25 protein-coding genes and 1 pseudogene are annotated in these 26,761 nt (G+C 70.2%); 8 read left to right on the top strand and 18 right to left on the bottom strand.

The window, feature by feature from the left end; all coding sequences use genetic code 11:
- Positions 1 to 77: 77 nt before the first annotated feature.
- The 4 genes from FPZ41_RS13730 to xylB all read right to left on the bottom strand — a co-directional run bounded on the left by FPZ41_RS13730 (position 78) and on the right by xylB (position 5,214).
- Positions 78 to 1,370: a GAF domain-containing protein gene (locus FPZ41_RS13730; RefSeq protein ID WP_152862420.1), complete on the bottom strand. Its 1,293-nt coding sequence runs from the start codon at positions 1,368 to 1,370 to the stop codon at positions 78 to 80.
- A gap of 122 nt (positions 1,371 to 1,492) precedes the next feature.
- Positions 1,493 to 2,092 (bottom strand): N-acetylmuramoyl-L-alanine amidase, encoded by a 600-nt coding sequence (locus tag FPZ41_RS13725; protein WP_152862418.1) that lies wholly within the window; start codon positions 2,090 to 2,092, stop codon positions 1,493 to 1,495.
- Between the two features lie 354 nt (positions 2,093 to 2,446).
- A complete protein-coding gene (locus FPZ41_RS13720; RefSeq protein WP_152862417.1) occupies positions 2,447 to 3,655 on the bottom strand; it encodes an ROK family transcriptional regulator in 1,209 nt (402 codons plus the stop codon).
- A gap of 113 nt (positions 3,656 to 3,768) precedes the next feature.
- The gene (gene xylB, locus FPZ41_RS13715; protein WP_152862415.1) at positions 3,769 to 5,214 is read right to left on the bottom strand and encodes a xylulokinase; all 1,446 of its coding nucleotides are present in this window, start codon (positions 5,212 to 5,214) and stop codon (positions 3,769 to 3,771) included.
- 228 nt (positions 5,215 to 5,442) lie between these two features.
- On the opposite strand from xylB, the gene xylA reads away from it, so the two are divergent.
- The gene (gene xylA, locus FPZ41_RS13710) at positions 5,443 to 6,609 is read left to right on the top strand and encodes a xylose isomerase (RefSeq protein WP_152862413.1); all 1,167 of its coding nucleotides are present in this window, start codon (positions 5,443 to 5,445) and stop codon (positions 6,607 to 6,609) included.
- 178 nt (positions 6,610 to 6,787) lie between these two features.
- On the opposite strand, the gene FPZ41_RS13705 is transcribed toward xylA, so the two are convergent.
- Positions 6,788 to 8,050, bottom strand: a complete 1,263-nt coding sequence (locus FPZ41_RS13705) for an SWIM zinc finger family protein (RefSeq protein ID WP_152862411.1) — start codon at positions 8,048 to 8,050, stop codon at positions 6,788 to 6,790.
- Entirely contained in the window at positions 8,047 to 10,899 is a 2,853-nt protein-coding gene (locus tag FPZ41_RS13700) for a DEAD/DEAH box helicase (RefSeq protein ID WP_322620199.1), read from the bottom strand. Before FPZ41_RS13700 ends, FPZ41_RS13705 begins: the two co-directional genes overlap by 4 nt.
- 244 nt (positions 10,900 to 11,143) lie before the next feature.
- Here FPZ41_RS13700 and FPZ41_RS13695 point away from each other — a divergent pair, with 244 nt between their 5' ends.
- The gene (locus FPZ41_RS13695) at positions 11,144 to 11,332 is read left to right on the top strand and encodes a hypothetical protein (protein WP_152862407.1); all 189 of its coding nucleotides are present in this window, start codon (positions 11,144 to 11,146) and stop codon (positions 11,330 to 11,332) included.
- 42 nt (positions 11,333 to 11,374) lie between these two features.
- On the opposite strand, the gene FPZ41_RS13690 is transcribed toward FPZ41_RS13695, so the two are convergent.
- From FPZ41_RS13690 to FPZ41_RS13680, 3 genes are all read right to left on the bottom strand, one after another.
- The gene (locus FPZ41_RS13690) at positions 11,375 to 12,217 is read right to left on the bottom strand and encodes a hypothetical protein (RefSeq protein WP_152862405.1); all 843 of its coding nucleotides are present in this window, start codon (positions 12,215 to 12,217) and stop codon (positions 11,375 to 11,377) included.
- Between the two features lie 135 nt (positions 12,218 to 12,352).
- Complete coding sequence (locus tag FPZ41_RS13685) at positions 12,353 to 12,649, bottom strand: hypothetical protein (protein WP_152862403.1); 297 nt, start codon at positions 12,647 to 12,649, stop codon at positions 12,353 to 12,355.
- A 131-nt stretch (positions 12,650 to 12,780) separates the two neighbouring features.
- Entirely contained in the window at positions 12,781 to 13,380 is a 600-nt protein-coding gene (locus FPZ41_RS13680; RefSeq protein ID WP_152862401.1) for a class I SAM-dependent methyltransferase, read from the bottom strand.
- A 19-nt stretch (positions 13,381 to 13,399) separates the two neighbouring features.
- Between FPZ41_RS13680 and FPZ41_RS13675 the strand changes: the two are divergent.
- A pseudogene (locus tag FPZ41_RS13675) lies at positions 13,400 to 13,531 on the top strand (ATP-binding protein); the annotation flags it as partial.
- A gap of 10 nt (positions 13,532 to 13,541) precedes the next feature.
- Here the strand turns inward: FPZ41_RS13675 and FPZ41_RS13670 are convergent.
- On the bottom strand, positions 13,542 to 13,970 hold the full coding sequence (locus FPZ41_RS13670) for a PPOX class F420-dependent oxidoreductase (protein WP_152862399.1): 429 nt from the start codon (positions 13,968 to 13,970) through the stop codon (positions 13,542 to 13,544).
- Positions 13,971 to 14,066: 96 nt separating this feature from the next.
- On the opposite strand from FPZ41_RS13670, the gene FPZ41_RS13665 reads away from it, so the two are divergent.
- Positions 14,067 to 14,468, top strand: a complete 402-nt coding sequence (locus tag FPZ41_RS13665; protein WP_152862397.1) for a roadblock/LC7 domain-containing protein — start codon at positions 14,067 to 14,069, stop codon at positions 14,466 to 14,468.
- A 136-nt stretch (positions 14,469 to 14,604) separates the two neighbouring features.
- Positions 14,605 to 15,594 (top strand): DUF6397 family protein, encoded by a 990-nt coding sequence (locus tag FPZ41_RS13660; protein ID WP_152862395.1) that lies wholly within the window; start codon positions 14,605 to 14,607, stop codon positions 15,592 to 15,594.
- Positions 15,595 to 15,680: 86 nt separating this feature from the next.
- Here the strand turns inward: FPZ41_RS13660 and FPZ41_RS13655 are convergent, their stop codons facing one another.
- The 3 genes from FPZ41_RS13655 to FPZ41_RS13645 form a co-directional block, all read right to left on the bottom strand.
- Positions 15,681 to 15,923, bottom strand: coding sequence for a hypothetical protein (locus tag FPZ41_RS13655; protein WP_152862393.1), 243 nt, complete (start codon positions 15,921 to 15,923; stop codon positions 15,681 to 15,683).
- A gap of 113 nt (positions 15,924 to 16,036) precedes the next feature.
- The gene (locus FPZ41_RS13650; protein WP_322620198.1) at positions 16,037 to 17,599 is read right to left on the bottom strand and encodes a phosphodiester glycosidase family protein; all 1,563 of its coding nucleotides are present in this window, start codon (positions 17,597 to 17,599) and stop codon (positions 16,037 to 16,039) included.
- A gap of 674 nt (positions 17,600 to 18,273) precedes the next feature.
- On the bottom strand, positions 18,274 to 19,314 hold the full coding sequence (locus FPZ41_RS13645; protein ID WP_228022708.1) for an antibiotic biosynthesis monooxygenase: 1,041 nt from the start codon (positions 19,312 to 19,314) through the stop codon (positions 18,274 to 18,276).
- Between FPZ41_RS13645 and FPZ41_RS13640 the strand changes: the two genes are divergently transcribed.
- Positions 19,306 to 19,872 (top strand): nucleoside deaminase, encoded by a 567-nt coding sequence (locus tag FPZ41_RS13640; RefSeq protein ID WP_131564417.1) that lies wholly within the window; start codon positions 19,306 to 19,308, stop codon positions 19,870 to 19,872. The genes FPZ41_RS13645 and FPZ41_RS13640 overlap by 9 nt on opposite strands.
- A 17-nt stretch (positions 19,873 to 19,889) precedes the next feature.
- Here the strand turns inward: FPZ41_RS13640 and FPZ41_RS13635 are convergent, their stop codons facing one another.
- Complete coding sequence (locus FPZ41_RS13635; RefSeq protein ID WP_322620197.1) at positions 19,890 to 20,609, bottom strand: SDR family oxidoreductase; 720 nt, start codon at positions 20,607 to 20,609, stop codon at positions 19,890 to 19,892.
- Positions 20,610 to 20,893: 284 nt separating this feature from the next.
- Between FPZ41_RS13635 and FPZ41_RS13630 the strand changes: the two genes are divergently transcribed.
- Entirely contained in the window at positions 20,894 to 21,106 is a 213-nt protein-coding gene (locus FPZ41_RS13630) for a hypothetical protein (RefSeq protein WP_152862385.1), read from the top strand.
- A 161-nt stretch (positions 21,107 to 21,267) separates the two neighbouring features.
- Here the strand turns inward: FPZ41_RS13630 and FPZ41_RS13625 are convergent, their stop codons facing one another.
- Entirely contained in the window at positions 21,268 to 22,140 is an 873-nt protein-coding gene (locus FPZ41_RS13625) for an acyl-CoA thioesterase (protein WP_152862383.1), read from the bottom strand.
- A gap of 19 nt (positions 22,141 to 22,159) precedes the next feature.
- Positions 22,160 to 24,673, bottom strand: coding sequence for a DEAD/DEAH box helicase (locus FPZ41_RS13620; protein WP_322620196.1), 2,514 nt, complete (start codon positions 24,671 to 24,673; stop codon positions 22,160 to 22,162).
- Positions 24,674 to 24,818: 145 nt separating this feature from the next.
- On the opposite strand from FPZ41_RS13620, the gene FPZ41_RS13615 reads away from it, so the two are divergent.
- Positions 24,819 to 25,610, top strand: a complete 792-nt coding sequence (locus FPZ41_RS13615) for a metal-dependent hydrolase (protein WP_152862379.1) — start codon at positions 24,819 to 24,821, stop codon at positions 25,608 to 25,610.
- Between the two features lie 158 nt (positions 25,611 to 25,768).
- Here FPZ41_RS13615 and FPZ41_RS13610 read toward each other — a convergent pair whose 3' ends face one another.
- Together FPZ41_RS13610 and FPZ41_RS13605 are read right to left on the bottom strand one after the other, a co-directional pair.
- Positions 25,769 to 26,023: a type B 50S ribosomal protein L31 gene (locus FPZ41_RS13610; RefSeq protein WP_152862376.1), complete on the bottom strand. Its 255-nt coding sequence runs from the start codon at positions 26,021 to 26,023 to the stop codon at positions 25,769 to 25,771.
- Between the two features lie 25 nt (positions 26,024 to 26,048).
- Positions 26,049 to 26,519 carry a DUF5709 domain-containing protein gene (locus FPZ41_RS13605; protein WP_322620195.1) on the bottom strand — a complete coding sequence of 157 codons (471 nt, stop codon included), beginning with the start codon at positions 26,517 to 26,519 and terminating at the stop codon, positions 26,049 to 26,051.
- Positions 26,520 to 26,761: the final 242 nt, after the last annotated feature.

The following is a 26,761-nucleotide window of genomic DNA, read 5'->3' as shown; positions in this document are numbered from 1 at the left end:
GGGTGCTGGGTGCTGGGTGCTGGGTGCTGGGTGCTGGGTGCTGGTGGGCGGGGGCGTGCCGGGGCGGTGCCGGTGAGTCAGGGATGCGTCGGGCGGGCCGGCTGGCGTGCCCACCCCGGTGGTGCAGCCAGCTCGGACTCCAGCTTCTCCAAGCGCACCCGCACCGCTGCCGTCGGCCGGACGGCCGCCAGAGCGCGCCATACGTCGAGGTCGTCCTCGCCCCAGGGTGCGTGCGCCCAGTCCGCCAGCAGGTCGGGGTCACGGCGGGCGATGAGCGCCGCACGCAGCCCGTCGGCGAGCCGCTGCCGCAGCCGCACCACCGCAGGGGCCTGCGAACCTGGTAGGAGTGGACCGCCGTACGCCGCCGCGGCCGCCGTGACCGTGCCCGTCTCCAACCTCCTCTCCACGACGGCGACATCGGACTCGACCGGAACCATGAGCCGGTACGGCCGGGAGCCCAGAAGCGCAGGACCGAGCAGCCTGCGCAGCCGGGCCAGTTCGGCGCGCAGGGTCACCGGTGTCACCGACTCGTCCTCGTACAGTGCGCACAGCAGCTCGTCGCCGGTCAGCCCCTCCGGGTGCCGGGCGAGCAGCACCACGATCTCGCTGTGCCGACGGCTGAGCCTGATCTTCCGGCCGTCCACGACCAAGTGGGCCTCGTCCCGTCCGAGCGCGGTCAGGGCGAGCGCGTCGGCGGCCGCCGTCTCGGGCGGGGTGAGCAGCGAGAGCTGGGACTCTGCGGCGCGCGCCACCGCCTGCACGAAACCCAGGCTGTGCGGATGCGCGAGCCCGTCCCCACCGGTGATGTCCACCGCGCCGAGCACCCGGCCGGTGCGCGGGTCGTGCACCGGCGCTGCCGCGCATGTCCAGGGCTGGACCCGCCGACTGAAGTGCTCCGCCGCGAACACCTGCACCGGCCGGTCCACGGCGACCGCCGTCCCCGGCGCGTTCGTGCCGACCGCGCTCTCCGCCCAGCGCGCGCCCGGAACGAAGTTCATCCGGTCCGCCCGCCGCAGGGTCGCCGGATGCCCCTCGACCCACAGCATCCTGCCCTGCGCGTCGCACACCGCCAGCAGATGCTTGCCGTCCGCCGCGAAGGTGCCCATGAGTTCCCGGACCAACGGCATCACCCGCGCCAGCGGATGCTCCGCCCGGTAGGAACCGAGGTCCCCGTCCGTGAGCTCCACGCTCGCGGTGCCGTCCGGGCCGACCCCCGCCTTCGCCGAACGCCGCCACGAGTCTGCCACCACGGAACGCACCAGTCGCCCCACCGTGCCCGCCTCGGTGAACGTCTCATGCGCGCGACGCAGTGCCCGTACCCGCTCGACGGGGTCGGCGCCCGGTTCCAGGGCCACCCATGGATCGGTCAACTCGGCCTCCCCGGAAAGCGATGCGGCTCCCACCAATCGTCGCCCTCACCGCGAGCCCGGACAAGCTCCTCGACTGTCACCTCCGGGTCCCGTCTGGACGAGCTGCCGGCCCCGATACGGCGTCACAAGGAATTGACCAGTTCTATGTACCGTGCCCAGTCCCAGTTCGGCCCGGGATCGGTGTGGTCGGTGCCCGGTACCTGGTGGTGGCCGATGATGTGGGCCCGGTCCTTCGGGATGCCGTACTTGGTACAGATGGCAGCGGCGAGTTTGGCCGACTGGCGGTACATCGCGTTGGTGAAGTACGAGGGCTGGTCCACCCAGCCCTCGTGCTCGATGCCGATGCTCCGCGTGTTGTGGTCCCAGTTGCCGGCGTGCCAGGCGATGTCGCGTTCCTGCACACATTGCGCGACGGACCCGTCGGCTGACCGCACAAGGTAGTGGGCGGACACCTTCTTCCGCGGGTCCTGGAAGATGGACAGCGCCTTCCTGTATGTCGTCTGCGTCACGTGGATGATCACGTAGTCGAGGGAGTGGCTCGTTGGGCGCTCCGCCTCCGTGTAGTTGGACGCACTCGCCGGCCGCCATATGGCGTGCGGGTAGTCGAGTGCCTGCGGTTGCGCGCCGGCCTGGGGATCCGGCAGTAGCGCGTAGGGGATCGCAGCGAGGGCTGCGCCTTTCAGCAGCCGTCGCCTGCTGGGGAACGATCTGGCTCGCTCCATGGTGATGGCCTTTCGGGAGTGGGGGTGAGGTAGGAGGAGGGGCGCGGCAGTGCGCGAGGTGGTGGCTATGGCGTCGTGAGTAACGGGAGCCGCCGCGTGCCGTGGGCCTCGCGCAGCAGCTCTGGAACCGTCTCCATGACCATGTGACCCCCCGATGTGTGAAGCCCGATGCGAGCGAACACGCAGTCGCCGCCAGGGCGGTTGCGCCTCACGTGGATCACGGTACGGCGCTCGGCGATCAGTCAGGAAGAACGTGCTGATTCCGGTGGACAGCATCGGAAATGTGGATAACTTCGTCACTCACACGGGGCAAGCCGTACTCACACGGGGGAAGCCGCCCTGAGTACCTGTGCGTTACGGCCGCCCAGCCACCGCGGCAGGATCGTCCAGCACACCCCGCACCACCGAATGCGCCGCTCCGAGCAGGGGGCCTTCGGGACCCAGGCGCGACACGGTCACGGCACACGCGGGGCCTGCCGTGCGGCGGGCCAGCTCCCGTTCCAGCGACGGCAGCAGCCACGGCGCGAGTCCCGCCAGCGCCCCGCCCAGCACCACGGTCTGCGGGTCAAGCAGGTTGACCGCACCGGTCAGCGCGATACCGAGCGCGGTTCCGGCACCGCGCAGGGCACGCCGCACCTCTTTGTCGCCCTCGGCGGCACGTTCCGCCAGCAACTCGACGTGATCCTCGCCCGGTGTCAGACCGGCCGCCCGCAGGACGGCCTCCTCACCGGCGTACTGCTCCAGGCATCCACGCCCGCCGCACGCGCACTCAGGCCCTTCCGGACGGACGGGCACGTGTCCCAACTCGCCCGCGAAACCGCGGGTTCCTCGCAGCAGTCGGCCATCCACGACCACCGCGCCACCGATGCCGATCTCGGCGGAGACGTGCAGGAAGTCGCGCGGCGTCCCCTCGCCGAGCCACAGTTCTGCGAGGCCCCCGAAGTTGGCCTCGTTGTCCACTGTCAGCGGCAGGTCGCCGGACAACAGCGCGCCGAGGTCCGTGTCATGCCAGTCGAGGTTGGGGGCGCGGACCACCGTACGGGCGTCCCGTGCCACCAGGCCCGGTACGGCGACCGCCAGGCCTGCGGGCCATAGTCCTTCCTGTGCCGCAGCGGCGACGACCTGCTCCACCAGCGTCGTCAGTTCGCCGATCACGGGCTCGGGTGAGCGGCCGCGGTTCACGCCGTGCCGCACGGCCCGTGCCCGTACCTCGCCCCGCAGATCGACCGCGCACACCGCGAGATGGTCGATGCCGACCTCCGCGCCGATTCCGGCCGGTCCGCGCCCGCTGAGGGCGAGCGCGGAACCCGGCCGGCCGACCCTGCCGGGCCGCTCGGGCCCCAGCTCCTCCAGCAGACCCGAACGAATGAGCTCGTCGACCAGCGTCGACACGGCCGCCCTCGTCAGGCCGATGTGCGAGGCGACGGCGGCACGGGACAGCGGCCCCTCGGCGTTGACGGTGTGCATCACCCGGGAGAGGTTGCGACGGCGCATGCCCTGTTGGGTGTCGGGCAGCCGACGCCCGGGACTCGTGGGGTGGGCCTCGTGCAGTGGTGCGGTCATTCCTCCGTCAGTCCTCGTCCGGACGTCTCTTGCGAGAGGCGCCGAGCCCGATGAATGTGCGCAGCCCCTTGGGCTGTTCTGCTCGGGGCCTCACCATCGTGGAGGTGGCCCCGTCAGCGCTGGTCGGGCTCCCGCTCCAGCAGTGGCGCCGCGTCGGAGAGTACCCCGGTGATCCTGGCCAGCGTCGCCTCGTCCCGTTCCACCGGGTCCAGAAGGGGTCCGCGGGCGGTGTCCCAGCGACGTGCGACCGCCGCCGGATCCTCGCCGGTCAGCAGCCCGGCGGCCTGGGCGGCGGCGCCGAGCGCGACCAGTTCCTTGGCCTCGGGTACCTGCACAGGACGCCCCGACAGTCGCCGTACCGTCTGCTGCCAGGCCGTTCCCCGCGCACCCCCGCCGATGAGCAGCAGCGGTGCGGAGCGGTCCGCGTCCGCGTCGAGTACCAGGTCCAGGGCGCCCAGCAGCGAGTGCACCGCGCCGTCGTACGCCGCCTGGAGGAGTTGTCCGGCCGTCGTGTCGTGCCGCAGACCGTGCAGCAGACCAGAAGCGTGCGGCAGGTCCGGGGTGCGCTCGCCGTCCAGATAGGGGAGCAGGGTCACGCTCGTGCCGGGCTCGACCGCCTCGCGGTCCAGGCCCAGCAGCGTCGCCACGCGGTCGACGGCGAGCGTGCAGTTCAGGGTGCAGGCGAGCGGCAGCCAGTCGCCGCGCGCGTCGGCGAAGCCCGCCACGGTGCCGGTGGGATCGGCGGGGCGCCGTGTCGAGACGGCGTACACCGTGCCGGAGGTGCCGAGGCTCAGCACCGGTGTGCCGGGACGCAGCCCGAGCCCCAGCGCGGCCGCCGCGTTGTCGCCGGTGCCCGGGGCGACCAGCGTGCCCTTGGAGAACGGCAGATCATGCGTGTCCCGCACCGTGCCGGCCACCTCACCAGGGCGGACCACATGCGGCAGCAGCGCCGGGTCGAGCCCCACGTGGGCGAGGATCTCCTCGTCGTACGCCTCCGTCCCGGACGCCCACCACCCTGTACCGGACACGTCACCGCGGTCGGTCGTGCCCTGTCCGGTCAGGCGCTCCGTGAGGTAGTCGTGCGGCAGACGTACGGCGGCCGCCGCGCGGACCGCCTCCGGCTCGTTCTCGGCGAGCCAGGCCCACTTCGTGACCGTGAAGGAGGCACCAGGCACGCTTCCGGTGCGTTCGGCCCAGATCTTCGAGCCGCCCAGTTCCTCCACCAGACGGCGGGCCTGCGGAGCCGACCGCACGTCGTTCCACAGGAGCGCCGGACGAACGGGGTCGCCCTGGGCGTCGAGTGTGACGAGCCCGTGCTGCTGTCCGCCGATCGACACCGCTGCGGCCTCGTGCGCTGCTTCCCCGCACTGGTGCAGCGCCGCACACAGCGCGTCCCACCACTGCCGCGGATCACTCTCCCGGCCCGCCCCGGAAGACACGGTGTGCGGTGCCTGACCGCTCGCCACCACCCGCCCGGTCGACACGTCGACGACCAGGGCTTTGGTGGACTGGGTGGATGTGTCCACCCCGACGACGAGCGGACCCTCGGCTGCTGACATCGGGCTCTCCCTCTTCCGCGGCTCGCGGGATCTGTCCTGCTACCTGGAGTCTCCCGGACCGCACGGCCCGGATGCCACACACAGTCTCCTGACGGAGACACGGAGACACGTCGTCTCTTCGCAGAGATGCCTCTCTTCCCAGAGATGCCTCTCTTCCCAGAGATGCCTCCGCATACTAATTTGTTAAGCGCCATGACGAAATAGTCGGAGCGAGCAAGGAGCCGCGGCATGAACTACCAGCCCACCCCCGAAGACAGGTTCACCTTCGGCCTGTGGACCGTCGGCTGGCAGGGGAGGGACCCGTTCGGCGACGCCACCCGGCGCGCCCTCGACCCGGTCGAGACAGTGCGGCGTCTGGCGGAGCTCGGTGCCCACGGAGTGACCTTCCACGACGACGACCTGATCCCCTTCGGGTCCTCGCACAGCGAGCGCGAGGCGCACATCAAGCGCTTCCGTGAGGCTCTCGACGCGACCGGCATGACCGTGCCGATGGCCACCACCAACCTGTTCACGCACCCCGTCTTCAAGGACGGCGCGTTCACCGCCAACGATCGCGACGTACGCCGCTACGCGCTGCGCAAGACGATCCGCAACATCGACCTGGCGGTCGAACTGGGCGCCAGTGTCTACGTCGCCTGGGGCGGCCGGGAGGGCGCCGAGTCCGGCGCCGCCAAGGACGTCCGCCTCGCGCTGGACCGCATGAAGGAGGCCTTCGACCTCCTCGGCGAGTACGTGACCTCCCAGGGCTACGACCTCCGCTTCGCGATCGAGCCCAAGCCGAACGAGCCCCGCGGCGACATCCTGCTCCCCACGGTCGGTCACGCCCTGTCCTTCATCGAGCGCCTGGAGCGCCCGGAGCTCTACGGCGTCAACCCCGAGGTGGGCCACGAGCAGATGGCCGGCCTCAACTTCCCGCACGGCATCGCCCAGGCCCTGTGGGCGGGCAAGCTTTTCCACATCGACCTCAACGGCCAGTCCGGCATCAAGTACGACCAGGACCTGCGCTTCGGAGCCGGCGATCTGCGCGCCGCCTTCTGGCTGGTCGACCTCCTGGAGACCGCCGGTTACGCGGGCCCGCGCCACTTCGACTTCAAGCCGCCGCGGACCGAGGACCTCGATGGCGTGTGGGCGTCGGCCGCGGGCTGCATGCGCAACTACCTCATCCTCAAGGAGCGGGCGGCTGCCTTCCGCGCCGACCCCGAGGTCCAGGAGGCCCTGCGTGCCTCCCGACTGGACGAGCTGGCCCAGCCGACGGCGGCCGACGGCCTGAAGGCGCTTCTGGCGGACCGTACGGCCTTCGAGGATTTCGAGGCGGAGGCCGTCGCCGCGCGCGGAATGGCGTTCGAGCGGCTTGACCAGCTGGCGATGGATCACCTGCTGGGTGCCCGGGGTTGATCACGCGCGCGGGTCTCGGGCCCGTAGTGCACTCGGGCCCGTAGTGCCTCTGGTGCGCCCTTCCGAAGGCATGCCTTCGGAAGGGCGCCGGAATCCTCTGTTCATCGGTGACGGATGGTGCAACGAGAAGGCGCCCGCCGAGAGCGACGGGTCCCGCGCGCCATGGTGGGCCTCGGAATCATGCCTCGCCGTCGACCGACGCCAACGCCGTGGCCGGATCATGGGCCGCCGGTCCGGCGGGCACCCAGCGGCCGTGCTCCCTGCGGTACGGCCACCAGCGGCCGTCCCGGCTGAGGCGCAGCTGGGTCGAGGCGCCGATCACTGTCCAACGGTTGTGGGCGGTGCGCAGCCGCGGCCGATCGCCGTCGTCCCAGGCCGATTCCAGGGCGGCACGCGCGCGTGCGAGCGATTCCGCCTCCGGGACCCACTCGTCCTCCAGCACCGACAACGCGGCCGTACCCCCGTACCGCCAGGCACGGACGGCGATCTCCAGTTCCTCCCGCCCGCGCCCCGTCCCCTCGGCCAGGCGTGCGGCAATCGCCGCTTCGGAAGCGTCGGCCGCGAGTCGGACGGCATCCTGGAAGAGCGTCAACTCCTCGTCGACCGCGTCCTGTTCGTGCTCCGGAAGGAGAGCCGCGGAGAGCAGCCGGTGGGCCTCCGCCGCGGCCCGCGACGCAAGAAACGTCAGAGCGGCCGGGTCGACACCGGGTGCGGGCGGGGTCTCGGTGTCCAGCGAGGGTGGGGAGCCGGGCTGTGCGGGCAGCTCCGGGGCAGAGGGGAGCGGCGGCAGGATGCTCCCGGTCGCGTACGCCTCGGCGGCGTCCACGCCCTCCTGAGAGGCTTCCTGGGAGTTCGTGGGCTCCTCGCTCGGGGTGACGCTGCGTACCTGGAGATCGTCGAGGACCTCGCGCTCACTGCGTCCACGCATCAGCAGCAGTACGAACGGATCCTGGTCCAGCAGCCGCGCCATCTGGTAGCAGAGCGCCGCGGTGTGACCGCAGTGGTCCCAGGCGCCGCACTCGCACTCCGGCTCCAGGTCGCCGAGCCCCGGCAGGAGTTCTGCCCCGGCGTCGGCGGCATCCTCGACGAGATGCGGTGGCATCTCACGGTCGAGCAGGGCCGCGATGTGCCCGGCCCGTTCGACAGCCATGTCCAGGAAGCGGTCCCACTGTTCCGCGGACAGTTCCTGCAGCAGGACGTCGGCACGGTGCGCGGTGCGATCGCGGTCCTGGACGACGGCGGTGATGCGCCCCGGGCGCACCGACACGGAGCCCACGGCTCCCGCGCGCGCGAGCCTGCGGCCGGTCTTGACCTGTTCGGAGTCCAGGGCCGCGTCCTCCAGCGCCTTCAGCCACGCCTGGCCCCACCAGGTTCGGGCGAAGCCCCGCCCGCGCTCGGGCGGCAGCGCCGCGAACGTGCGCTCGGTGTCGTGTTCCCTCATCGTGCGCCCCCTCGCAGCTCCACCAGATCGGCCAGTTCGGCATCGGACAGTTCGGTGAGCGCCGCATCACCGGAACCGAGCACCGCGTCGGCCAACTCCCGCTTGCGCAGCAGCATGTCCGCGATACGGTCCTCGATCGTCCCCTCCGCGATCAAGCGGTGCACCTGGACCGGCCGGGTCTGACCGATGCGGTACGCGCGGTCGGTGGCCTGTGCCTCCACGGCCGGGTTCCACCAGCGGTCGTAGTGCACGACGTGCTCGGCCCGGGTCAGGTTCAACCCGGTGCCCGCGGCTTTCAACGACAGCAGGAAGACGGGGACCGCACCGTCCTGGAACCGCCCGACCATCGCCTCGCGCTCCTGGACCGGCGTGCCGCCGTGCAGGAACTGCGATGACACGCCGCGCGCGGACAGATGCTGCTCGATGATCCTCGCCATCTGCACGTACTGGGTGAAGACGAGAACGCTCGCCCCCTCGGAGAGGATCGTGTCGAGCAGTTCGTCCAGCAGTTCCAGCTTCCCCGACCTGCCTGTGATCCTCGGTCGTTCCTCCTTGAGGAACTGCGCAGGGTGGTTGCAGATCTGCTTCAGTCCGGTCAGCAGTTTCACGATCAGCCCGCGCCGCGCCATGTGGTCGGCACCGGAGATCTCGGCAAGGCTCTCGCGCACCATGGCCTCGTACAGCCCCGCCTGTTCCTTCGTGAGCGACACGGCACGGTCGGTCTCGGTCTTCGGCGGCAGCTCGGGCGCGATCCCCGGGTCCGACTTTCGTCGGCGTAGCAGGAACGGCCGCACAAGCCGGGCGAGCCGCGCCGCCGCGGCGGGATCCTGGCCCCCTTCGACTGCCTGCGCGTACCGGGTGCGGAAGGTGCCGAGCCTGCCGAGCAGGCCCGGTGTCGTCCAGTCGAGGATCGCCCACAGCTCGGAGAGGTTGTTCTCCACGGGAGTGCCGGTGAGCGCCACGCGTGCGCGTGCACCGATGCTGCGCAGCTCCTTCGCCGTGGCCGAGTACGGGTTCTTCACGTGCTGTGCCTCGTCCGCGACGACCATGCCCCAGGCGACCTCGGCCAGCTGGGGCGCGTCGAGGCGCATCGTGCCGTACGTGGTGAGCACGAACTCGCCGTCGTCCAGCCCTTCCAGGGAGCGCCTGGAGCCGTGGAAGCGCCGCACGGGGACGCCGGGCGCGAACTTCTCGATCTCGCGCTGCCAGTTGCCCATCAGCGAGGTCGGGCAGACCACGAGCGTGGGGCCCGCGGCCGACGGGTCGGTCTGCCGGTGCAGATGCAGGGCGATGAGCGTGATGGTCTTGCCCAGACCCATGTCGTCGGCCAGGCAGCCGCCGAGCCCCAGCGAGGTCATCCGGGCCAGCCAGTTGAGCCCTCGCAGCTGGTAGTCGCGCAGCGTCGCGGCGAGCGCGGCGGGCTGCCCGACCGGCTCCTGCCCCTCCGGGTCCGCCAGCCGCTCCCGCAGCGTCGCCAGCCATCCCGTGGGCCGCACATCGACCCGGACGCCGTCGATCTCCGTGGAGCCCGTCAGGGCGGCGCTGAGGGCGTCGACGGGCGTGACCTTGCGGTCCTGCTGCGCGCGGGCGCGGCGCACCTCCTCGGGGTCCACGAGGACCCACTGGTCACGCAACCGCACCATGGGACGGTTCGCCTCGGCGAGACGGTCCAGTTCCTGCCGGGTGAGCTGCTGGTCGCCCAGCGCGAAGGACCAGTTGAAGGCGAGCAGCGCGTCGGCTGAGAGGAACGACGGCGTGTCCGACTCGGGGCCGTCCGGGTCCTGGCCGTCGTCCGGCGGCCCGATGACCGCGCGGGCGGTCAGCCTGTGCGCCAGTTGCCTGGGCCAGTGCACGTCGACTCCAGCGACGGCCAGGAGCCGGGTGCCCTCGCCGAGGAGGTCGGTGACTTCGTCGTCGGCGAGTTCCCATGAGTCCGGCACGGCGGCCGACAGCAACGGTGCCAGAGGTGCCCAGGCGCGGGCCGCGCGCCGCAGCGCGAGCAGAGCGTCCATGCGCGCGCGGGGGCCGAAGGCATCGGTCCCGGCCCACACCGCTGCGGCATCCGCGACGAGCCCAGGATCGCTGACGCTGTGGACCTGCGGAACGACACGGAACGGCAGCCGTGTCTCGTCCGGCGGGTCGGACGCGAGACCGGGCACCTCGACACGCAACGAGAGGCGGACCCCGGCGTCATGCCCGGCGGCGACATCGGACGCCCAGGCACGCTGCTCGGGCAGGTACTGCGGCTCCGGAGCGGCGAACGCCGGCCCGCCTGCCGCGAGGCCCGCGGCGGGGGAGCGGGGCAGCGAATCGGCAACCGCGTCGAGGAAGCCGCGTACCAGTCGTTCCGGGTCCGGCAGGCGCAGCGGCTCGACGTCGTCCAGGGGCGCGGCGTGGGCCTCGGGCGGCATCGCGGCGGCCAGCTCACGCAGTCGCTCCAGGTCATCAGCCCGCAGCGGGCCCGTGCGCCACGCGTCGTGGTCGGCCGCGGACAGGCCGGGCAGTAGGAGCCCCCGCGCGGCGAGCTGGAGCGCGAACACGGCGGCCGCACCCCAGAACGCGGTTGCCCGGTGTGCCCCGGCGGCCTCACGCGCGCGCGTGAGGACCGGCAACGCGGCCCGCACCGGCAGCAGGACAGCGGGTACGGTCACCGTCTCGACGTCCTGGTCGCCGGGCACGACGACGGTCACCGTGTCGGTGGAGCCGGCAGTCGGCGCCGGGGGCGCAGCACCGTCGGGCCGCCAGAAGGCGACATGGCCGGTACGGGCCGGGTCTGCGGGCACGAACACGGCACAGCAGCAGGCCAGTCCGGCGATCTCGGTCGGCGTGGTTGCGGGAGTCCTCTGCACAGTGATGGCGTTGTTCCTCAAATTTGACTACTGGAGTCGAGCCGCCGAGGATACAGCACTCCGGTGCTTCCGGGAGACGGCGGGACGGCTAGAAGGTGCGAGGCCTCGCGGGGCGCTTCTGCGGACCTAGGGGGTGCATCAGGGTTCCATCAGGGGCACATCAGGGTCGGGACCTGGAACTGCCCGAAGCGCGGACCCGTTGTCAGGACAGAGAGCGGCAGTGGCCGCGAAGGAGGCGACGGAGATGTCGAAGAACGCGAAGATCGCCGCAGGGGGTGTGGCCATCGGGATCATCCTGTTGATCCTGCTGCCCTTCCCCTTCTGGGCCAACCTCCTGATAGTGCTGGGGATCCCGGCAGCCGCGTACCTCACGCTGGACCCCTCGCAGCGGCGCAGGCTTCGCCGCGTCTCGCGCAAGGAGCTCGGCCGCTGAGCGGTCACCGGCCCGCAGCGCGGGCCGGTGCTCGATGAGGGCTCAGTTGGGGCGTACGGCGATCTTGTCGAGGGATTCCAGAAGCCCGGGCAGCTCCGGCCCCCGCCCTACCGGCAGTACCTCACCGGGCTCCTCGTCGAGGAGGAGGAAGGCGATGTCGTCGGTCCTGGCCACCATGGACCAGCCAGGGCCGTCGGCACGGAGGGTCCGGGCCTCGCCCGGCGCGAAGGACGAGCGCACGCGCCCCAGCGGTGGCGGCGTGTCCACGTACGCGCGCACCTCGGCGAGGACACGGCGGATGCTGCTGCGAGTGCTGCTTTGTCCGGTATCGTCCTGGGGCTCCGGGGTGCCGACCGCATCGCCGCCCTCCCGGTTCACAAACGTGTCGTCGTCGATCTGCTCCCGCCAGATGGCCCACTGGAGCGCGATCTCGTCGGCTCCGAGACGCCGCTGGGCAGGACCCCAGACCTCGGAGTTCGGTGGGCACAGCGGTGGCCGCTCGGCTATCTCCGGCGCGGGATCGTGCGGAGCGGGCACATTGGGCGCCGCCACGGCCACCGCGAGGGGCCAGCCGGGCAGCGCGGCCACGACCGACCGCTCGTCCGGCGACAGGTCGTACTCCATGCCGCAGTCCCACGACGCGATGGCCACGGCCACCAGTGACACGTCGTCGACGACGACCGTCCAGCGCGCCCCGTCGCCGTCCTGGCCCAGCACGAGGCCGTACCCGTCGGCGAGCGGGGCGAGGTCCAGTGCGGCGCAGGCCTCCGGATAGTCGTCGCCCAGCACGCTGGGGAACTGCGCCGGCGTCAGCAGCACCGCTGTCAGCACATAGAGTGCGTCGTCGTCCCCGGCGGCGACGGCATCCTCGTCCGTCCCGGCCATCCCAGCCTCCCCATCGCTCTCGTCCGTCGGCGCACCCTAATGTGCCCGGAAGGTGCTTGTCACGAGTGCGAAGCTCCGAGTGGAGCTACGGCCGCCCTGCGGGCCGGGACGAATGGGCCGTACGCCGCCACTCGGTCAGGCGGCGGGCAGTCCGAGGAGATCCCGCGCCACCGTCCGGGGCGACTCGTCGCGCTCCCGAGCGAGCGCGATGACAGCCCGGCATGCCAACTCGTTCACCCCGAATGACAGCGCTTCGGGTGACACCCACGTCGCGGCTTCGTCGATGCGGTCCTGATCGTCCTCGGCGCACGCCGAGACATACGCCGCGGCAGCCTCGAAGAGGTTGCGCGGGCGTTGGTCCTCGCTGGTGACGACGTCCACGCGCATGGAACTGACGAATCTGCCGAATGATGTGCGGAGCCTGCCGAACATGTGGGCTGCCTTCCCCCTGCGTCGATGTCGCTGATCGCACAAGTGCTCCAACTCAACGTAAAGTTGCAGCTTCGGCGAAAGAAGAGGGCCTGCGTGGTGCAGCGGGCACCCCGGACCCGGGCAGGCAGGGCTCAGCCGTCGCGTTCGGCCAGCGCCAGGAACCGGTCATCCGCGTCCACGTAAGACGTCATCCGCCAGCCCGCCCCCGCGAGCAGCGGCCCCAGGTTGGCCTCCGCACGCAGATCGTCCGGGGTGATCCGACGCCCCTGCCGTGCCGCCAGCGCTGCCCTGCCGATCGGGTGGAAAAGCGCCAGCGTGCCACCGGGGCGCACCACCCGTGCCAACTCCCGCAGGTTCTCGGTGGGATTCGGCAGGTGCGCGATGAGCCCCGCCGCGAACACCGCGTCCAGCGACTCCGTGTGCAGCGGCAGGGCGGCCACGTCGGTGAGGAGCAACTGCCCGTCACGGTCCCGTCCCGCCCGGACCGCTGCTTCCAGCATGGCCGGCGTCAGGTCGGCCCCGAGAACGACTCCGGTGGGTCCCACGGCCGCACGCAGCAGTGGCAGGGCCCGTCCGGTGCCGCAGCCCGCGTCCAGCACGCGGTCGCCCGAACGGAGCCCGAGCTCGGAGACCGCGGCCGCGTACGCGGGACCGTCGTCGGGGAACCGCCTGTCCCAGTCGGCCGCGCGCGCCGTGAAGAACTCCTGGACGTGTGTGTGGTCGTCGCTCATGTCCGCATGATCCCTCACCGACCTCGACCGGGGAGCACCCGTGGTCCTCTACGACGCCCGCGACCGCGATTCCGGGAACGAGGTGCTGATACGGCTCGTCGAGTACGCCGCGCGGATGCACACCAACCGGCTGCCGGACTCCGTGGGCTGACAACGGGTCCCTAGTCCGCCACGCGCGCGTACCCCAGGACCTTGTCGATCCGTACGCGGACGAGGAGCTCACCCGGAACGCCGTTGCGGGCACCGAACTCCTCGGCACGGTCCTCACCCATGTAGCGCCCGCCGATCCGCGTGGCCCAGTGCCGGACCTCGTCGAGATCCTCCGACAACTCGGCCCGCCCCTCAAGTACGACGAAGTCGTACGGAGGCCGGTCGTCGTCCACGCACAGGGCGACCCGGCCGTCCCTGGCCAGATTCCGCCCCTTCACGGTGTCCTGGCCGGTGTTGAAAACCACGTCGTCACCGTCCACCAAGAACCAGATCGGGGCGACGTGTGGCCGCCCGTCAGCGCGAACGGTCGAGAGTTTGCCGGTGCGGGTCCCGTGTGAAACGAAGGCCCGCCATTGCTCGTCGGTCATCTTCTGCGCCATGTACTCATCTTGCTTGCCCGGACGACGGAGGTGGGGGAGGCTGATGCGTCGGATCCTCCGGCCAGGGGGGAAACGACACCACGGGGAGAACTGAACATGCCGCAGAACGCGGGACTGGGCTGGCTGTTGGACGACCTGACCGAGCGCGTCGAACAGGTACGGCATGCCATGGTGCTGTCGAGTGACGGGCTCGTCACCGGAGCGAGTTCGGGGCTGAAACGCGAGGATGCCGAACACCTCGCCGCCGTCTCCTCCGGACTGCACAGCCTCGCCAAGGGTTCCGGTCGCCACTTCGGTGCCGGTCACGTGCGTCAGACCATGGTCGAGTTCGACGACGCGGTGCTGTTCGTCACCGCGGCGGGAGAGGGCAGCTGTCTGTGCGTGCTCAGCGCCGCGGAAGTCGACATCGGTCAGGTCGCCTACGAGATGACTCTGCTCGTGAACCGCGTCGGAGAGCACCTCGGCCTGGATGTGCGCCAGCCCGAACGTGCGCCATAGACCTCTGACCTGCGGGTTCGCTGAGGTCGGAGGAGTTATCCACAGGCTTGCCGCGATGTCCGGCAAAACGGCTACGGTTTTTTCCGATGCGAGCGCAGACCAGCGCCGGCACGTCATCGCACGGGGGAGAACCGTCATGTCCGGAAACACCGTCACCCACTCCGTCACGGCCATCGTGCCCGTCGGCCCGGCCCGCCCCCGGGTACGCGGCATCTCGCTCTCAGGGAGCCGCGCCGCACGGGAGCTGGGGCTGAAGCGGGGAGAGTTCGACCTCGCCGTCCACATGGGATGTATCCGCACCGTGGCCGATGACGGAGGCGGAGGCCTCCGCGTCACCAGGGCGGAGATCGACCGGGTGAGTTCCGAGAGCGGCTTTCCCGAAACGCTGAGGGAGCGCGTCAGGGTGGTGGGCACCTCTGACGGCGCGGCCCTGTTGGACGTGACGACCGCACGGTTCACTCGCCTCGCCCGCTTGGGTCAAGTGGCACCCGTCAAGTTCTATCTGAACCGTTATCGCGCGGTGGTCTGGCTGTATCTCGCGGAGGAAATCCGGCAGTTCGCAGCGGACGAGGAGAACGCCCCGTTCCTGACCGGACGTACGCCGGAATGCCTGCGCGACCAGTTGGATGAGGGCCTGGACCTCCGCCCCCGTAACTGGCGGGGACGCCACCTCGGCTTCCTGCTGCGCCAGGCCGAGGATCCCTGGGCGCGGGCCGCGGGCGTGGCGTCCCTCCTCGACCCGGTCGAGGTCGCGGAGATCGTCCGGGACCCCTACGAGCGCGCGTACCTGAACCGCCTCCGACCTGCGCAGTCGGCCCACGGCGCTCCCGACTCACCGGCCGCGCAGGTCGCCGCGAAAATCATGACGGCCGAATACCCCGACGAGATCGACTGGCTGCGGTCCGATCTTCGCCAGACCGTCGCCGAGGCCCGCGAGCACCGGCCGGCGCCACGCCCTGGGCCGAAGACACCGTCGCCGGGTGGGGCACAGCATGGAGCGCCGTTGGTGCGGGCAACGAGTGCCGTACGGTCGGGAGAACCGGCATGCGGGGCGCCCTCCCACCTGGGCGAGGATCCGGAGAAACCACGCGGCCTGCTGGGATGGCTGCGGCGTAGAACCCCCTGATACCGCTGAAGGGGAGCCGAGTCGACCTATACGCATTTCAAGCTCAGCCTGACCGACCCGGCCAAGGGCTTCGCCCGCTTCGTCCTCTACACCGAGCCGAGCAGCGGTGTCGCCGACGCCGCATGGAACGCCACCGTCACCAACGCCACCGTCACCATCGAGCGGCCCAGTTGTACGTCCAGGAGTGGATGGAGCGACTCCAGCGATGTGAGTCGAACGCTCTGCACACCACGCTCGTGGAGAACCGGGAGATCCCGCGGCTGTTCCACCCGTGCGTGGACGAGGCAGGCCGTCCTGGCGGTGATCCACAGGCGCGTCGAGTCGTCCACGTCGGGTGTCCCGACGCCTGCGACAAGCTCCGGTGGTACGGCGACGGGGCGGCACCCGCGCCGGCCCACGACAGAGGTGGTCGCCGGCGGAGCACCGCCCCACTCGGTCGGGGTCAGTCCCGGCCGGTGCCCGGCAGGACCTGGATCGTGTCACCGACGGCACGCTCGCCGGTCGCGTCGGACGTGGTGTTGGCGAGGACGCCGTTGACCGCCATCGCCGTGGAGCCGCCGCCGTCGAGGTTGAGGGCCTGCACGGCGCCGAGGGAGCGCATGAACTCGGCGGCCTCGGCGAGTGTGAAGCCCTCGCTGACGCCGGGCCGACGGCCGTCGACGGTCACCAGCAGGAGCCGCCCATGGCGGTCGACGCCGGCCAGGGTGCGGGGCTGGCGCACGTTGGACCACGCGAACCCGAAGGAGAGGTCGAGCGGGTCGAGGGTGCCCTCGGTGGCGGCATCGATGTGGACGCGGCCGTCCTCCACCAGAGTGGGTGCCGCGCTGACGATGCTGTCGTCAGGCCCGAGCTCGACCTCGCGCCCCGAGGCGTCCCGGACGACCTCGTGCACCGTCAGACGCCGGCCGATGTCGGCGTGCTCGGTGAGCCAGGCGGCTGCCGCCCCGGTGCCCTGGAGCACCGATCCTTCCGCGGGTACCGAGCCGCCCCGGTCACTGCGGGAGAGGACGACACCGCGCTTGTCCAGGACCACCTGGACGCCCGTGCCGGTGGGTAGTTGGGCCCGGAACGCTGGGGTGAACTTCACCAGGTCGTCCGCGAGGGTGCAGGTGGTGTCGTGGCGGGGCCGTTCGGTGGGGACGGCGCCGGGACGGCCGCAGTTGCGCAGCTTGCCCGGGACCCGGTTGATGCCCTGAACCGCGTAGGTGGCGGAGCCGGCGCGCACGGTGACGGTGGTGGACAGGTCCGCGACGCGCGGGCGCCGACCGCCGTCCTCAAGGATCAGTGCCGCGCGTGAGCCGACCGCCATCGACTCCAGTTCGCCGTGCACGGCGGACAGGCCGGCCATGGTGCCCTGGACGCCGTCCCCATCCGACGTGATGAAGAATCCGCCGTTGACGCCGACCAGGGAGCCGAGTCGGGCGGCCACCGTGGAGGTCTTCTCCCGGTCGGCGACGTCACCGCCGTCGCTGACCTCGATCGTGCCCCGCAGTCGGGCCGGATCGACGACGGCGACATGGATGCGTTCCGCGTCGGCGCTCTGCCGGCCGTCATAGCCCGTCCACTCGACGGAGGTACGGAAACCGGCCGCAGACACCGCGGAGTTGAGCGTGCCCGCCTCGGCCTGGGTGGCGTACCGCCCGATCCTGACCTGCCAGCCCATCGTGCCGCGCGGTGTGTCGGAGTACTGGTCCCACTCCACCCGTTCCAGCCGCGGTTCGAACCCGGTCGCCCGCAGCCGTCCGGCGGTGGCGTCGGCCCAGTCGCGGTCCCCGAGAGGAGCCCAAGTGGCCGCGCCGCTAAGACGGTTGACGGCCGGTGCCTGGACGGTGACCGTCCACACACCGGCGGCGTCGGGATTGCTCAGGACCCCGGTGCGGACCTGGACGCCGGGCGCCACGTCCTGCGTGGTCCAGGCGATCGTGCTGGTGGCCGGGGCGGCGGTCTGCGCGCTTGCGGCGGCCGACGGGACGAAGGCGATCAGCGCCAGCACGGTCCCGAGCACGACCCCCCTTCCGGCTCCCTGCTTTCCGCGGCGCGTTGCGGGTCTCGGCGTCTCAGCTGTGACGGACATGCCTCTCCTGACGTACGGCTCCTGCGGTGCCCTGCGGCAAGCCGGCCACCGCGCTCGGCCACCATCCAAGTTCCGTGCGGGGACGATGGCGTCACGGGTCAGGGACCTGCCGGGGAACCCTCGGCAACATCCACACCCGGTCGGGGGCACGGGCTGTGGCCGGCATGGAGTGCCGACGGAGTCACTCGCGCGGCTGCCGCGCGACAGAGATGACGGCCCCCCATGGTTCAGGCGCGCCCCGCGCTCGGTGGCCGCGTCGAGGTGGGCCGTCGCCGACGCCCTCACTCCGGTGCGCCGGGCGTCACCCACTACAAGCGCAGGAACGAAGTGGAGCAGACAATCAACCACCTCAAGAAGGGAGGTGCATCGGTTCGTCGCGTCATCACGGGAAGTTTGCCGCAGCGCCAGAGGGGTTGTCGAGAAGTTGAAGAGCGGCACCGTCGAGTGCTGGGGAGCTGCCGTGTGCAACGACGGCCTGGCAAGATCTGCCGGACAGTCATCCGCCGGTCAGTCCCTCATAGTGCTTGGTTAGGTTCTGGTTCTGCTGGTCGGCAGGGGTCGGCCACAAGTGGTGCAGATGATGGGAGCCTCCCCGGGGCCGACCGTCAGCCGGTGGTCAGGCCGAAGATCACGATGAACGCCAGCCAGCAGACCACCACCACTGCAACGCCTGCCACATCAATGCGGAGGGATCGCGCCCGGCCGGGCATCAGCCAGAAGGCGAGAGCTCTGTTCACCAACGGCATCAACAGCCAGGTCAGGATGGACACGCTCAACACGTTCGAGATGAACAGGGCGAGATATCCGGGCATGCCGAGAGCATCAAGCTGGGAGCCCACCGTGAGGTTGAGGATCTCGACGGTGGGATAGAGGGCCAGCACCACTGACATGGCCTGCTTCCAGTTGGGCGGAACACCTTCTTCCGCACCCTGCTCGAAGCGGAACCAACTGCCGAACGCGGAGCCGACCTTGCGCACATCGTAGGAGACGAAGGCGTCTCGCCCCTCGTCGAGGAGCTTGCGGCGTGTGGTGGATTCAAGCCACTCGTCCAGGTGTTGCCGGGTGTCGAAGCGGAAGGCGGTGACCCACTTGTCCTGGACGCCCTTCACGGGCCGGAACAACTCCGAGCCCATGAAGCCGGGGAACTTCCGCTGGGCTGTCAGGATCTTCTCCTGCCAACTCATGAACGCCCGCTCCTGGTCAGGCCGCACGTCGTGCGAGATCACGGCAGTGACGGCGTCATGGATCGGAGTGCCACCCGCGAGGACTTCCTGTGTGGGGGGCTCCTCGAACAGGGCGCGGCCTTGTTCGAGGAGTTCGCGGCGCGTATCGGAGTCCAGCCACGCGGTCAGCTGATCCAGGTGGGAGAAGCGAAAAACAACGACCCACTCATTTCCCTCGGTGGACGTCGGCGGGTATTGCTCCGTGTCCTCGAACCCGGCGAATTCACCTGCGACCTCGTTCGTTCGATCCTGCCACCGCCGGTAGTCGTCTTCACATCCCGGACGGACCTTCTGGGAGGTCACGACGGTCGCGCTGTCGTCGTGGGAGCCAGGGGTTGCACGGGCACTCACGCCTTTTATATTAGATAAAAGGGGTACTTGGCGCAAATGTAAGGTCCGATCGGAGGCGCTGACATGGGACAAAAGGAATTCCTGGCCGAAGCGGCGCAACTGGCCACCGAATCTGTGGAGAACGGCTGGGGAGGCCCCTTCGGCGCGGTGATTGCCCATGACGGTGAGATCATCGCTCGCGGACAGAACCGCGTGCTGCTCACGGCGGACCCCACCGCGCATGGCGAGGTCGAGGCCATCCGCAAGGCGATTCAGTTCCTCAACCCCGATGCCCCAACGGTCTCCGAAGAGCGCCAGAACGAGTACACACTGGAGTTGGTCCCTCGCCCCGAGGGCTCACCGGACATCTTGCCGGAGCGTGCTCGCATGCTCCAGGGATGCTCGATCTACACCAGCGGAGCGCCCTGTCCGATGTGCATGAGCGCTATCTACTGGGCGCGGATCGACGCTGTCTACTACAGCTGCGACTGGAAAGCCACCGAGGAGATCGGGTTCAGTGACGACTTCCAGTACGCCGACTTCCAGCGGCCCTCCGACCAGCGGAGCATAACCATCCAGCAGATGTACCCGGAGTTGGGTGCCAAGGCCTACCAGGCGTGGAGGGAAAAGCCGAACCACCATCCATACTGACCGACGGTCAATATCGGTCAGTGTTCCTGGGCCGTAGGGCGCACCATGATCTCGTTGATCGCGACGTGCGCGGGCTGAGTGATCACGAAGGTGATGGCACGGGCAACGTCTTCGGCACGCAGCCAAACGTTCTGCGGTATGCCGCGGGCGGCAGCGGAGCCGGGGCCGGTCGCCATCTCCGTCGCCGTCATGCCCGGTTCGATCAGCCCCACCCGGATGCTCCTTCCGGTCACCTCCTGACGCAGGGCCTCGCTGAACGCCCCCACCGCGTGCTTCGTCGCCGAATAGATGCCATTGTTCTTCCGCACCACCCGGCCTCCGACCGAGCTGACGTTCACAAGGTCAGCGATCCCTCGGGGGCCGTCCGCTGCCGCGCGGAGCAGGTGGGGCAAAGCCGTCTGTGACATGTGCAGGACGGCGTTGAAGTTCAGATTGACCATCCGCTCCCAGTCGGCGGGGTTGCCCTCCTCGACGGGGCCCATGGCCACGTAACCGGCGTTGTTCACGAGCACGTCCAACCGCGCGAAGCGATCCACGGCGTCCTCGACGGCCCGACGTGCCTGCACTGCGTCTGCGAGGTCAGCGGTGAGAACGCTGCACGAGCCACCCCGCTCACGGATCAGTGTGGCCAGTTCCTCCAACCGCCCCGTACGCCGGGCGACCACTGTCACAGCGGCGCCCTGTCGCGCCAGCGACAAGGCGGTGGCCGCACCGATGCCGCTGGACGCACCGGTCACCAGCGCCGCACATCCCGCCAATGGCGCATCGCCATCGGCGGCGCCGGCGTCTGCCGCCGCAACGCCGTGATCCGCGGCTTCCGTGCGCCCGGCGTTCGGATCCCTCACGTTCATGACCGCCCTTCACAGGGTCATCCCGCCCAAGGCAAGCTGAGGGGGCGCGATCCTCACACCGCCGCCTGTCGGCGAGGTGCCGCCTCCTCTTCGCAGCTTGCACCATATGGTCCCGGACCGCCTCTCAGCGTGCCCTCGGAAGAGGCCCCCTCGTTCGAATTGCGGCTTCCGTGTCCCGAGCCAGCAGCACGTATGCGGGGACCAGCCGGTTCTTCGCCCTCCCCATGGACGCGGGCACCACACCGGATCCGCGCCCGGTGTTCGTCGTCTGCCTGCACCTGGAAGCCGTCACCTTGGACCCCCACCCCGACCGAGGGCTCGACGAGCTGCTGCAGTACGGCGCGGCGGGACACATCTACTGTGGCTGGGTCCCCTTCGTCTGAGCGTCAACCTCCCTACCAGGGCGTCGACTTGGCTCCACTCCACCCCACCCCGGCGCCGGGGTGGCCGGTGCCGGGATGCCGTACAAGAACGGCGTAACGACGGGCCCGCGGAGCATCGCACGACGTGACGCGGGCCGGTCGACTGTCGGTAAAACCCCAGGTCAGCCCAGCTTCCGGAACAGCCCCTCCTGTACCACGGACACGATCAGTTGCCCTTCGAGGTTGTAGATGCGGCCCCGGGCCAGGCCACGGCCGCCCACGGCGATCGGCGACTCCTGGTCGTACAGGAACCACTCGTCCGCGCGGAACGGCCGGTGGAACCACATCGCGTGGTCCAGCGACGCCATGTCGAAACCGCGTGGACCCCAAAGGGGTTCCACCGGGATGCGGACCGCGTCCAGGAGGGTCATGTCGCTTGCGTACGTCAGGGCGCAGGTGTGCACCAGCGGGTCGTCGCCCAGCGGCCCGACCGCCCGCATCCACACCGCACTGCGCGGCTCGGCGTTCTCGATCTCGTCCTGGGTCCAGCGCAGCCGGTCCACATAACGGATGTCGAAGGGCTGACGCCGTGCCATGCGCTCCAACTGCTCGGGCAGCGCGCCCAGATGCTGCTTGATCTCCTCGGCGATTGTCGGCAGCGACTCGGGGTCCGGCACCTCACGGGCCGGCGGCAGCTGGTGCTCGAAGCTCCCCTCTTCGGGCTTGTGAAAGGAGGCGGTCAGATTGAAGATCGTGCGGCCCTGCTGCACGGCGGTGACCCGCCGGGTGGTGAACGACCGCCCGTCCCGGACCCGCTCGACCTGGTACACGATCGGCACCCCCGGGCGGCCCGGACGCAGGAAGTACGCGTGCAGCGAGTGCACCGGCCGGTCGCCCTCCGTGGTGCGCCCGGCGGCGACGAGGGCCTGGCCGGCCACCTGGCCGCCGAAGACCCGCTGCAGGGACTCCAGTGGGCTGCGCCCGCGGAATATGTTGACCTCGATCTGCTCCAGGTCGAGCAGGTCGACGAGGCTCTCGGCGGGGTTGGTCGTCATGTCCTGGATTCTCCCGTGCTCACAGCTGACCGACGTCGGTGACCTTGACGACTGCGCGTCCCTCGGCGTCGGAGGCCGTGAGGTCGACCTCCGCGCTGATGCCCCAGTCATGATCGCCGCCCGGGTCGGCGAAGGTCTGGCGGACCCGCCACAGCCCGTTCTGCGGCTCCTCCTCGATCATCAGCAGCCGGGGACCACGTGCGTCCGGGCCGGTGCCCAGCTCCTCGTACTCGTCCCAGTACTTGTCCATCGCCTCGCCCCACCGCTCGGCGTCCCAGCCGGCCTCCGCGTCCATCTCGCCGAGTGCGTCGATCTGGTCGAGGGCGGCGAGTTCCACGCGGCGGAACATGGCGTTGCGGACGAGGACTCGGAAGGCGCGCGCGTTGGCGGTGACGGGCTTGACCTGGTCGGCCTTCTCCTGGGCCTCCTCGGCGGTCATCTCCTCCGGGTTGGCGAGCTGCTCCCACTCGTCGAGGAGGCTGGAGTCGACCTGGCGCACCATCTCACCGAGCCAGGCGATCAGGTCCTCCAGGTCGTCCGACTTGAGGTCGTCGGGGACGGTGTGGTCGAGGGTCTTGTAGGCACTGGCCAGGTAGCGCAGCACGATGCCCTCGGTGCGGGCGAGCTCGTAGAAGGACACGAACTCGGTGAAGGACAGCGCCCGTTCGTACATGTCGCGGATGATGGACTTCGGTGACAGCGGATGGTCGCCCACCCAGGGGTGGCTCTTGCGGTACGTGTTGTACGCATGGAAGAGGATCTCCTCCAGCGGCTTGGGGTACGACACGTCCTGGAGCCGCTCCATGCGCTCCTCGTACTCGACGCCGTCCGCCTTCATCGCGGCCACGGCCTCGCCGCGCGCCTTGTTCTGCTGGGCGGCGAGGATCTGCCGGGGATCGTCCAGGGTGGACTCGACCACGGACACCATGTCGAGGGCGTACGAAGGGGACTCGGGGTCCAGCAGCTCGAAAGCGGCGAGGGCGAACGTCGACAGCGGCTGATTGAGCGCGAAGTCCTGCTGGAGATCGACCGTCAGACGGACGATTCGGCCGGTGGCGTCCGGCTCGTCGAGCTTCTCCACGATTCCGCCGTCGAGGAGGGAGCGGTAGATGGCGATGGCACGCCGGATGTGCCGCAGCTGCTGCTTGCGCGGCTCGTGGTTGTCCTCCAGAAGCCGCCGCATCGCTTCGAAGGCGTTGCCCGGGCGCGCGATGACCGACAGCAGCATCGTGTGCGTGACCCGGAAGCGGGACGTGAGGGGTTCCGGCTCGGAGGCGATGAGCTTCTCGAAGGTGTTCTCCGTCCAGCCGACGAAGCCCTCGGGCGCCTTCTTGCGGACCACCTTGCGGCGCTTCTTGGGGTCGTCGCCGGCCTTGGCGAGCGCCTTCTCGTTCTCGATGACGTGCTCGGGAGCCTGGGCCACCACGAAGCCAGCCGTGTCGAAGCCGGCGCGCCCGGCCCGCCCCGCGATCTGGTGGAACTCCCGGGCACGGAGGGTCCGTACCCGGTTGCCGTCGTACTTGGTCAGGGCGGTGAACAGCACCGTGCGGATGGGTACGTTGACGCCGACGCCGAGGGTGTCCGTGCCGCAGATGACCTTCAGCAGACCGGCCTGGGCCAGTTTCTCCACCAGGCGCCGGTACTTGGGCAGCATGCCGGCGTGGTGCACACCGATGCCGTGCCTTACGTATCGCGACAGGTTGCGGCCGAACTTGGTGGTGAAGCGGAAGTTGCCGATCAGTTCGGCGATCTCGTCCTTCTCCTCCCGCGAGCACATGTTGATGCTCATCAGCGCCTGCGCCCGCTCCACGGCCTGCGCCTGGGTGAAGTGCACGATGTAGACGGGAGCCTGTTTGGTCTCCAGCAACTCCGTGAGCGTCTCCGTGAGCGGGGTGAGCTGATACTCGTAGGAGAGGGGGACGGGCCGGGTCGCCGAGCGGACCACCGAGGTGGGGCGGCCGGTGCGGCGGGTGAGGTCCTTCTCGAACATCGAGACGTCGCCGAGCGTCGCCGACATCAGGATGAACTGCGCCTGCGGCAGCTCAAGGATCGGGATCTGCCAGGCCCAGCCGCGGTCGCCTTCCGCGTAGAAGTGGAACTCGTCCATCACGACCTGGCCGACGTCGGCGTCCTTGCCGTCGCGCAGGGCGATCGACGCGAGCACCTCGGCGGTGCAGCAGATGACGGGCGCGTCCGCGTTCACGGAGGCGTCGCCGGTCAGCATGCCGACGTTCTCGGTGCCGAAGAGCTTGCACAGCTCGAAGAACTTCTCCGAGACCAGAGCCTTGATCGGCGCCGTGTAGAAGGTGACCTCGTCCCGGGCGAGCGCCGCGAAGTGGGCACCCGCGGCGATCATGCTCTTGCCGGAACCGGTGGGCGTCGACACGATCACGTTGGCCCCGGAGACCACCTCGATCAGCGCCTCCTCCTGGTGCGGATAGAGGGTGAGACCGCGCTCCTGGGCCCACGACTCGAAGGCGTCGAACAAGGCGTCGGGGTCGGCGGTCTGCGGCAGCTGATCGATGAGGGTCACGCACCCATCTTGCCTGCCGTCCCGCCCGATGGGGGAATCGGCTGCGAGTGCAAAGATCATCAACGCTACGCTGTGGCGCCGACGAAGCGTCAGAGCACACTGACAACTGGGCAGCGGCACAACAGGAATGGGGCGGGATGCGGCCATGATGGGACCAGCACACTCACTGTCGGGGGCCGCGGCCTGGCTCGGAGTCGGGGCGGCCGCCGCAGCGGCAGGGCACACGATGCCCTGGCCGGTCCTCCTGGTCGGCTCGCTGGTCTGTGCCGGGGCGGCGCTCGCCCCGGACCTGGACCACAAGGCGGCCACCATCTCGCGGTCCTTCGGTCCTGTCTCGCGCTGGCTGTGCGAGATCGTCGACAAGCTCTCGTACGCCGTCTACAAGGCGACGAGGAAGCCGGGCGACCCGCGTCGCACCGGCGGGCACCGGACGTTGACGCACACCTGGCTGTGGGCGGTGCTGATCGGTGCGGGCTTCGCCGTCGCCGCGATGGCCGGGGGCCGGTGGGCGGTGCTGGCCATCCTCTTCGTGCACATGGTGCTCGCCATCGAAGGGCTGCTGTGGCGTGCGGCCCGGCCGAGCAGCGACGTCCTGGTGTGGCTGCTGGCCGCCACCAGCGCCTGGATCCTCGCGGACATACTCGACCAGCCGGGCAGCGGGGCGGACTGGCTGTTCACCGAGCCGGGTCAGGAGTACCTGTGGCTCGGGCTGCCCATCCTCCTCGGCGCCCTGGTGCACGATCTCGGGGACGCGCTGACGATCTCCGGCTGCCCGATCCTGTGGCCCATACCCGTGGGCCGCAAGCGCTGGTACCCCGTGGGCCCGCCGAAGGCCATGCGGTTCCGTGCCGGAAGCTGGGTCGAGCTGAAGGTGCTGATGCCGGTGTTCATGCTTCTCGGTGGAGTGGGCTGCGCGGCGGCGCTGAACTTCATCTGAGCGCTGAAACTCATCTGAGTGAGGGGCACGAGCGGGCGGTACGGACCGACGGGACGCGGCACGGCCGGGGCGCCCCGGACTCACTCCCGGGCCCGCCGGCTCCAGCGTGACCGCCGGGCACCCGAAGGCCTGGGCCCCAGCCCGGGCCCCGGGCCGTCTCAGGCCGTGCCACCACCCCCGTAACGCCGCTCGAACCGGGCGACCCGGCCCTCCGAGTCCACGGTCCGTGCCTTGCCCGTGTAGAAGGGGTGGCTCTCCGAGGAGATCTCGACATCCACGACCGGGTACGTCTCGCCGTCGTCCCACTCGATGGTCTGATCGCTGGTGGCGGTCGACCGGGTGAGGAAGGCGTATCCGGCGGCGCGGTCGCGGAAGACCACGGGGCGGTAGTCGGGGTGCTTGTCCTGCTGCATGGTGCTCCTTCGTGGGAGGGCGGCGTCAGCCGGACGGGTTTTCCTCGTCGACGATGTGCATCGCGGCCTCCTCGGCCGACGCCGCCGCACCGTCGATGCCCACATCGGTGGCGACCAGCCCGCTCTCCTCGTCCTCGTGCGCGCCCTCGTCGGGGGCGACGAGACGGCCGGAGCGGACGTCCCCCACCTCGTTGTCCAGAGGTTCGCCGTCGGTGCCCTGGCAGTCGCCGATGTCGTCCCCGTCGGGGGTTCGGATGTCCGGCTGTTCTTCCGAGAGCCGCTGCTCCAGAGTCTCGCCCTGTTGACGTTCGGCGGCGGTCACACCGATACGTTCCACCGCCCACGGCCGCTCCGGCGGTGACCAGCCCCGATCGAGCGGATCGGCGACCCCGTCCGACTCCAGAGTGTCCTCGGAGTCCAGCAACCCGGAGTCTTCCTGAATGTCGGATGCGTCGGGCTGGTAGACGTCGTCCCCCCATCCCTCGGTGTTGTCCACGGCTTCCTCCAGTCGGTGGGGCGGAGCCCGGTGCCACCTCTCCAGCGTTCCACCCGGCTTCGGCACCGTGCAACGGCAGCGACCACGGCTTTTCGGTGGTGCCGGGCAGGTGGCCGGGCGCCACCGGCCCGGCAGGACCGGCGGCCCGCCCACCTGCCCGGCACGCGCCCGCCCGCCGACCCGCACGGACCGCGTGCGTCCCGCTCCGACTCGCCTGCCCGCCCGGCGGGCACGGCACCGAC

The organism is Streptomyces acidicola (assembly GCF_009377235.1).
In the GTDB taxonomy this organism is placed as follows: domain Bacteria; phylum Actinomycetota; class Actinomycetes; order Streptomycetales; family Streptomycetaceae; genus Streptomyces; species Streptomyces acidicola.
Note: the sequence above shows the minus strand (reverse complement) of the source record. Positions and strands in the feature narration are given on the sequence as shown.

Bases quoted from the DNA above. Each gene is read 5' to 3' on its own strand.
- FPZ41_RS13725 (WP_152862418.1), bottom strand. From the start codon at position 2,092: ATGGAGCGAGCCAGATCGTTCCCCAGCAGGCGACGGCTGCTGAAAGGC.
- FPZ41_RS13720 (WP_152862417.1), bottom strand. From the start codon at position 3,655: ATGACCGCACCACTGCACGAGGCCCACCCCACGAGTCCCGGGCGTCGG.
- xylB (WP_152862415.1), bottom strand. From the start codon at position 5,214: ATGTCAGCAGCCGAGGGTCCGCTCGTCGTCGGGGTGGACACATCCACC.
- xylA (WP_152862413.1), top strand. From the start codon at position 5,443: ATGAACTACCAGCCCACCCCCGAAGACAGGTTCACCTTCGGCCTGTGG.
- FPZ41_RS13705 (WP_152862411.1), bottom strand. From the start codon at position 8,050: ATGAGGGAACACGACACCGAGCGCACGTTCGCGGCGCTGCCGCCCGAG.
- FPZ41_RS13695 (WP_152862407.1), top strand. From the start codon at position 11,144: ATGTCGAAGAACGCGAAGATCGCCGCAGGGGGTGTGGCCATCGGGATC.
- FPZ41_RS13690 (WP_152862405.1), bottom strand. From the start codon at position 12,217: ATGGCCGGGACGGACGAGGATGCCGTCGCCGCCGGGGACGACGACGCA.
- FPZ41_RS13685 (WP_152862403.1), bottom strand. From the start codon at position 12,649: ATGTTCGGCAGGCTCCGCACATCATTCGGCAGATTCGTCAGTTCCATG.
- FPZ41_RS13680 (WP_152862401.1), bottom strand. From the start codon at position 13,380: ATGAGCGACGACCACACACACGTCCAGGAGTTCTTCACGGCGCGCGCG.
- FPZ41_RS13670 (WP_152862399.1), bottom strand. From the start codon at position 13,970: ATGGCGCAGAAGATGACCGACGAGCAATGGCGGGCCTTCGTTTCACAC.
- FPZ41_RS13665 (WP_152862397.1), top strand. From the start codon at position 14,067: ATGCCGCAGAACGCGGGACTGGGCTGGCTGTTGGACGACCTGACCGAG.
- FPZ41_RS13660 (WP_152862395.1), top strand. From the start codon at position 14,605: ATGTCCGGAAACACCGTCACCCACTCCGTCACGGCCATCGTGCCCGTC.
- FPZ41_RS13640 (WP_131564417.1), top strand. From the start codon at position 19,306: ATGGGACAAAAGGAATTCCTGGCCGAAGCGGCGCAACTGGCCACCGAA.
- FPZ41_RS13625 (WP_152862383.1), bottom strand. From the start codon at position 22,140: ATGACGACCAACCCCGCCGAGAGCCTCGTCGACCTGCTCGACCTGGAG.
- FPZ41_RS13615 (WP_152862379.1), top strand. From the start codon at position 24,819: ATGATGGGACCAGCACACTCACTGTCGGGGGCCGCGGCCTGGCTCGGA.
- FPZ41_RS13610 (WP_152862376.1), bottom strand. From the start codon at position 26,023: ATGCAGCAGGACAAGCACCCCGACTACCGCCCCGTGGTCTTCCGCGAC.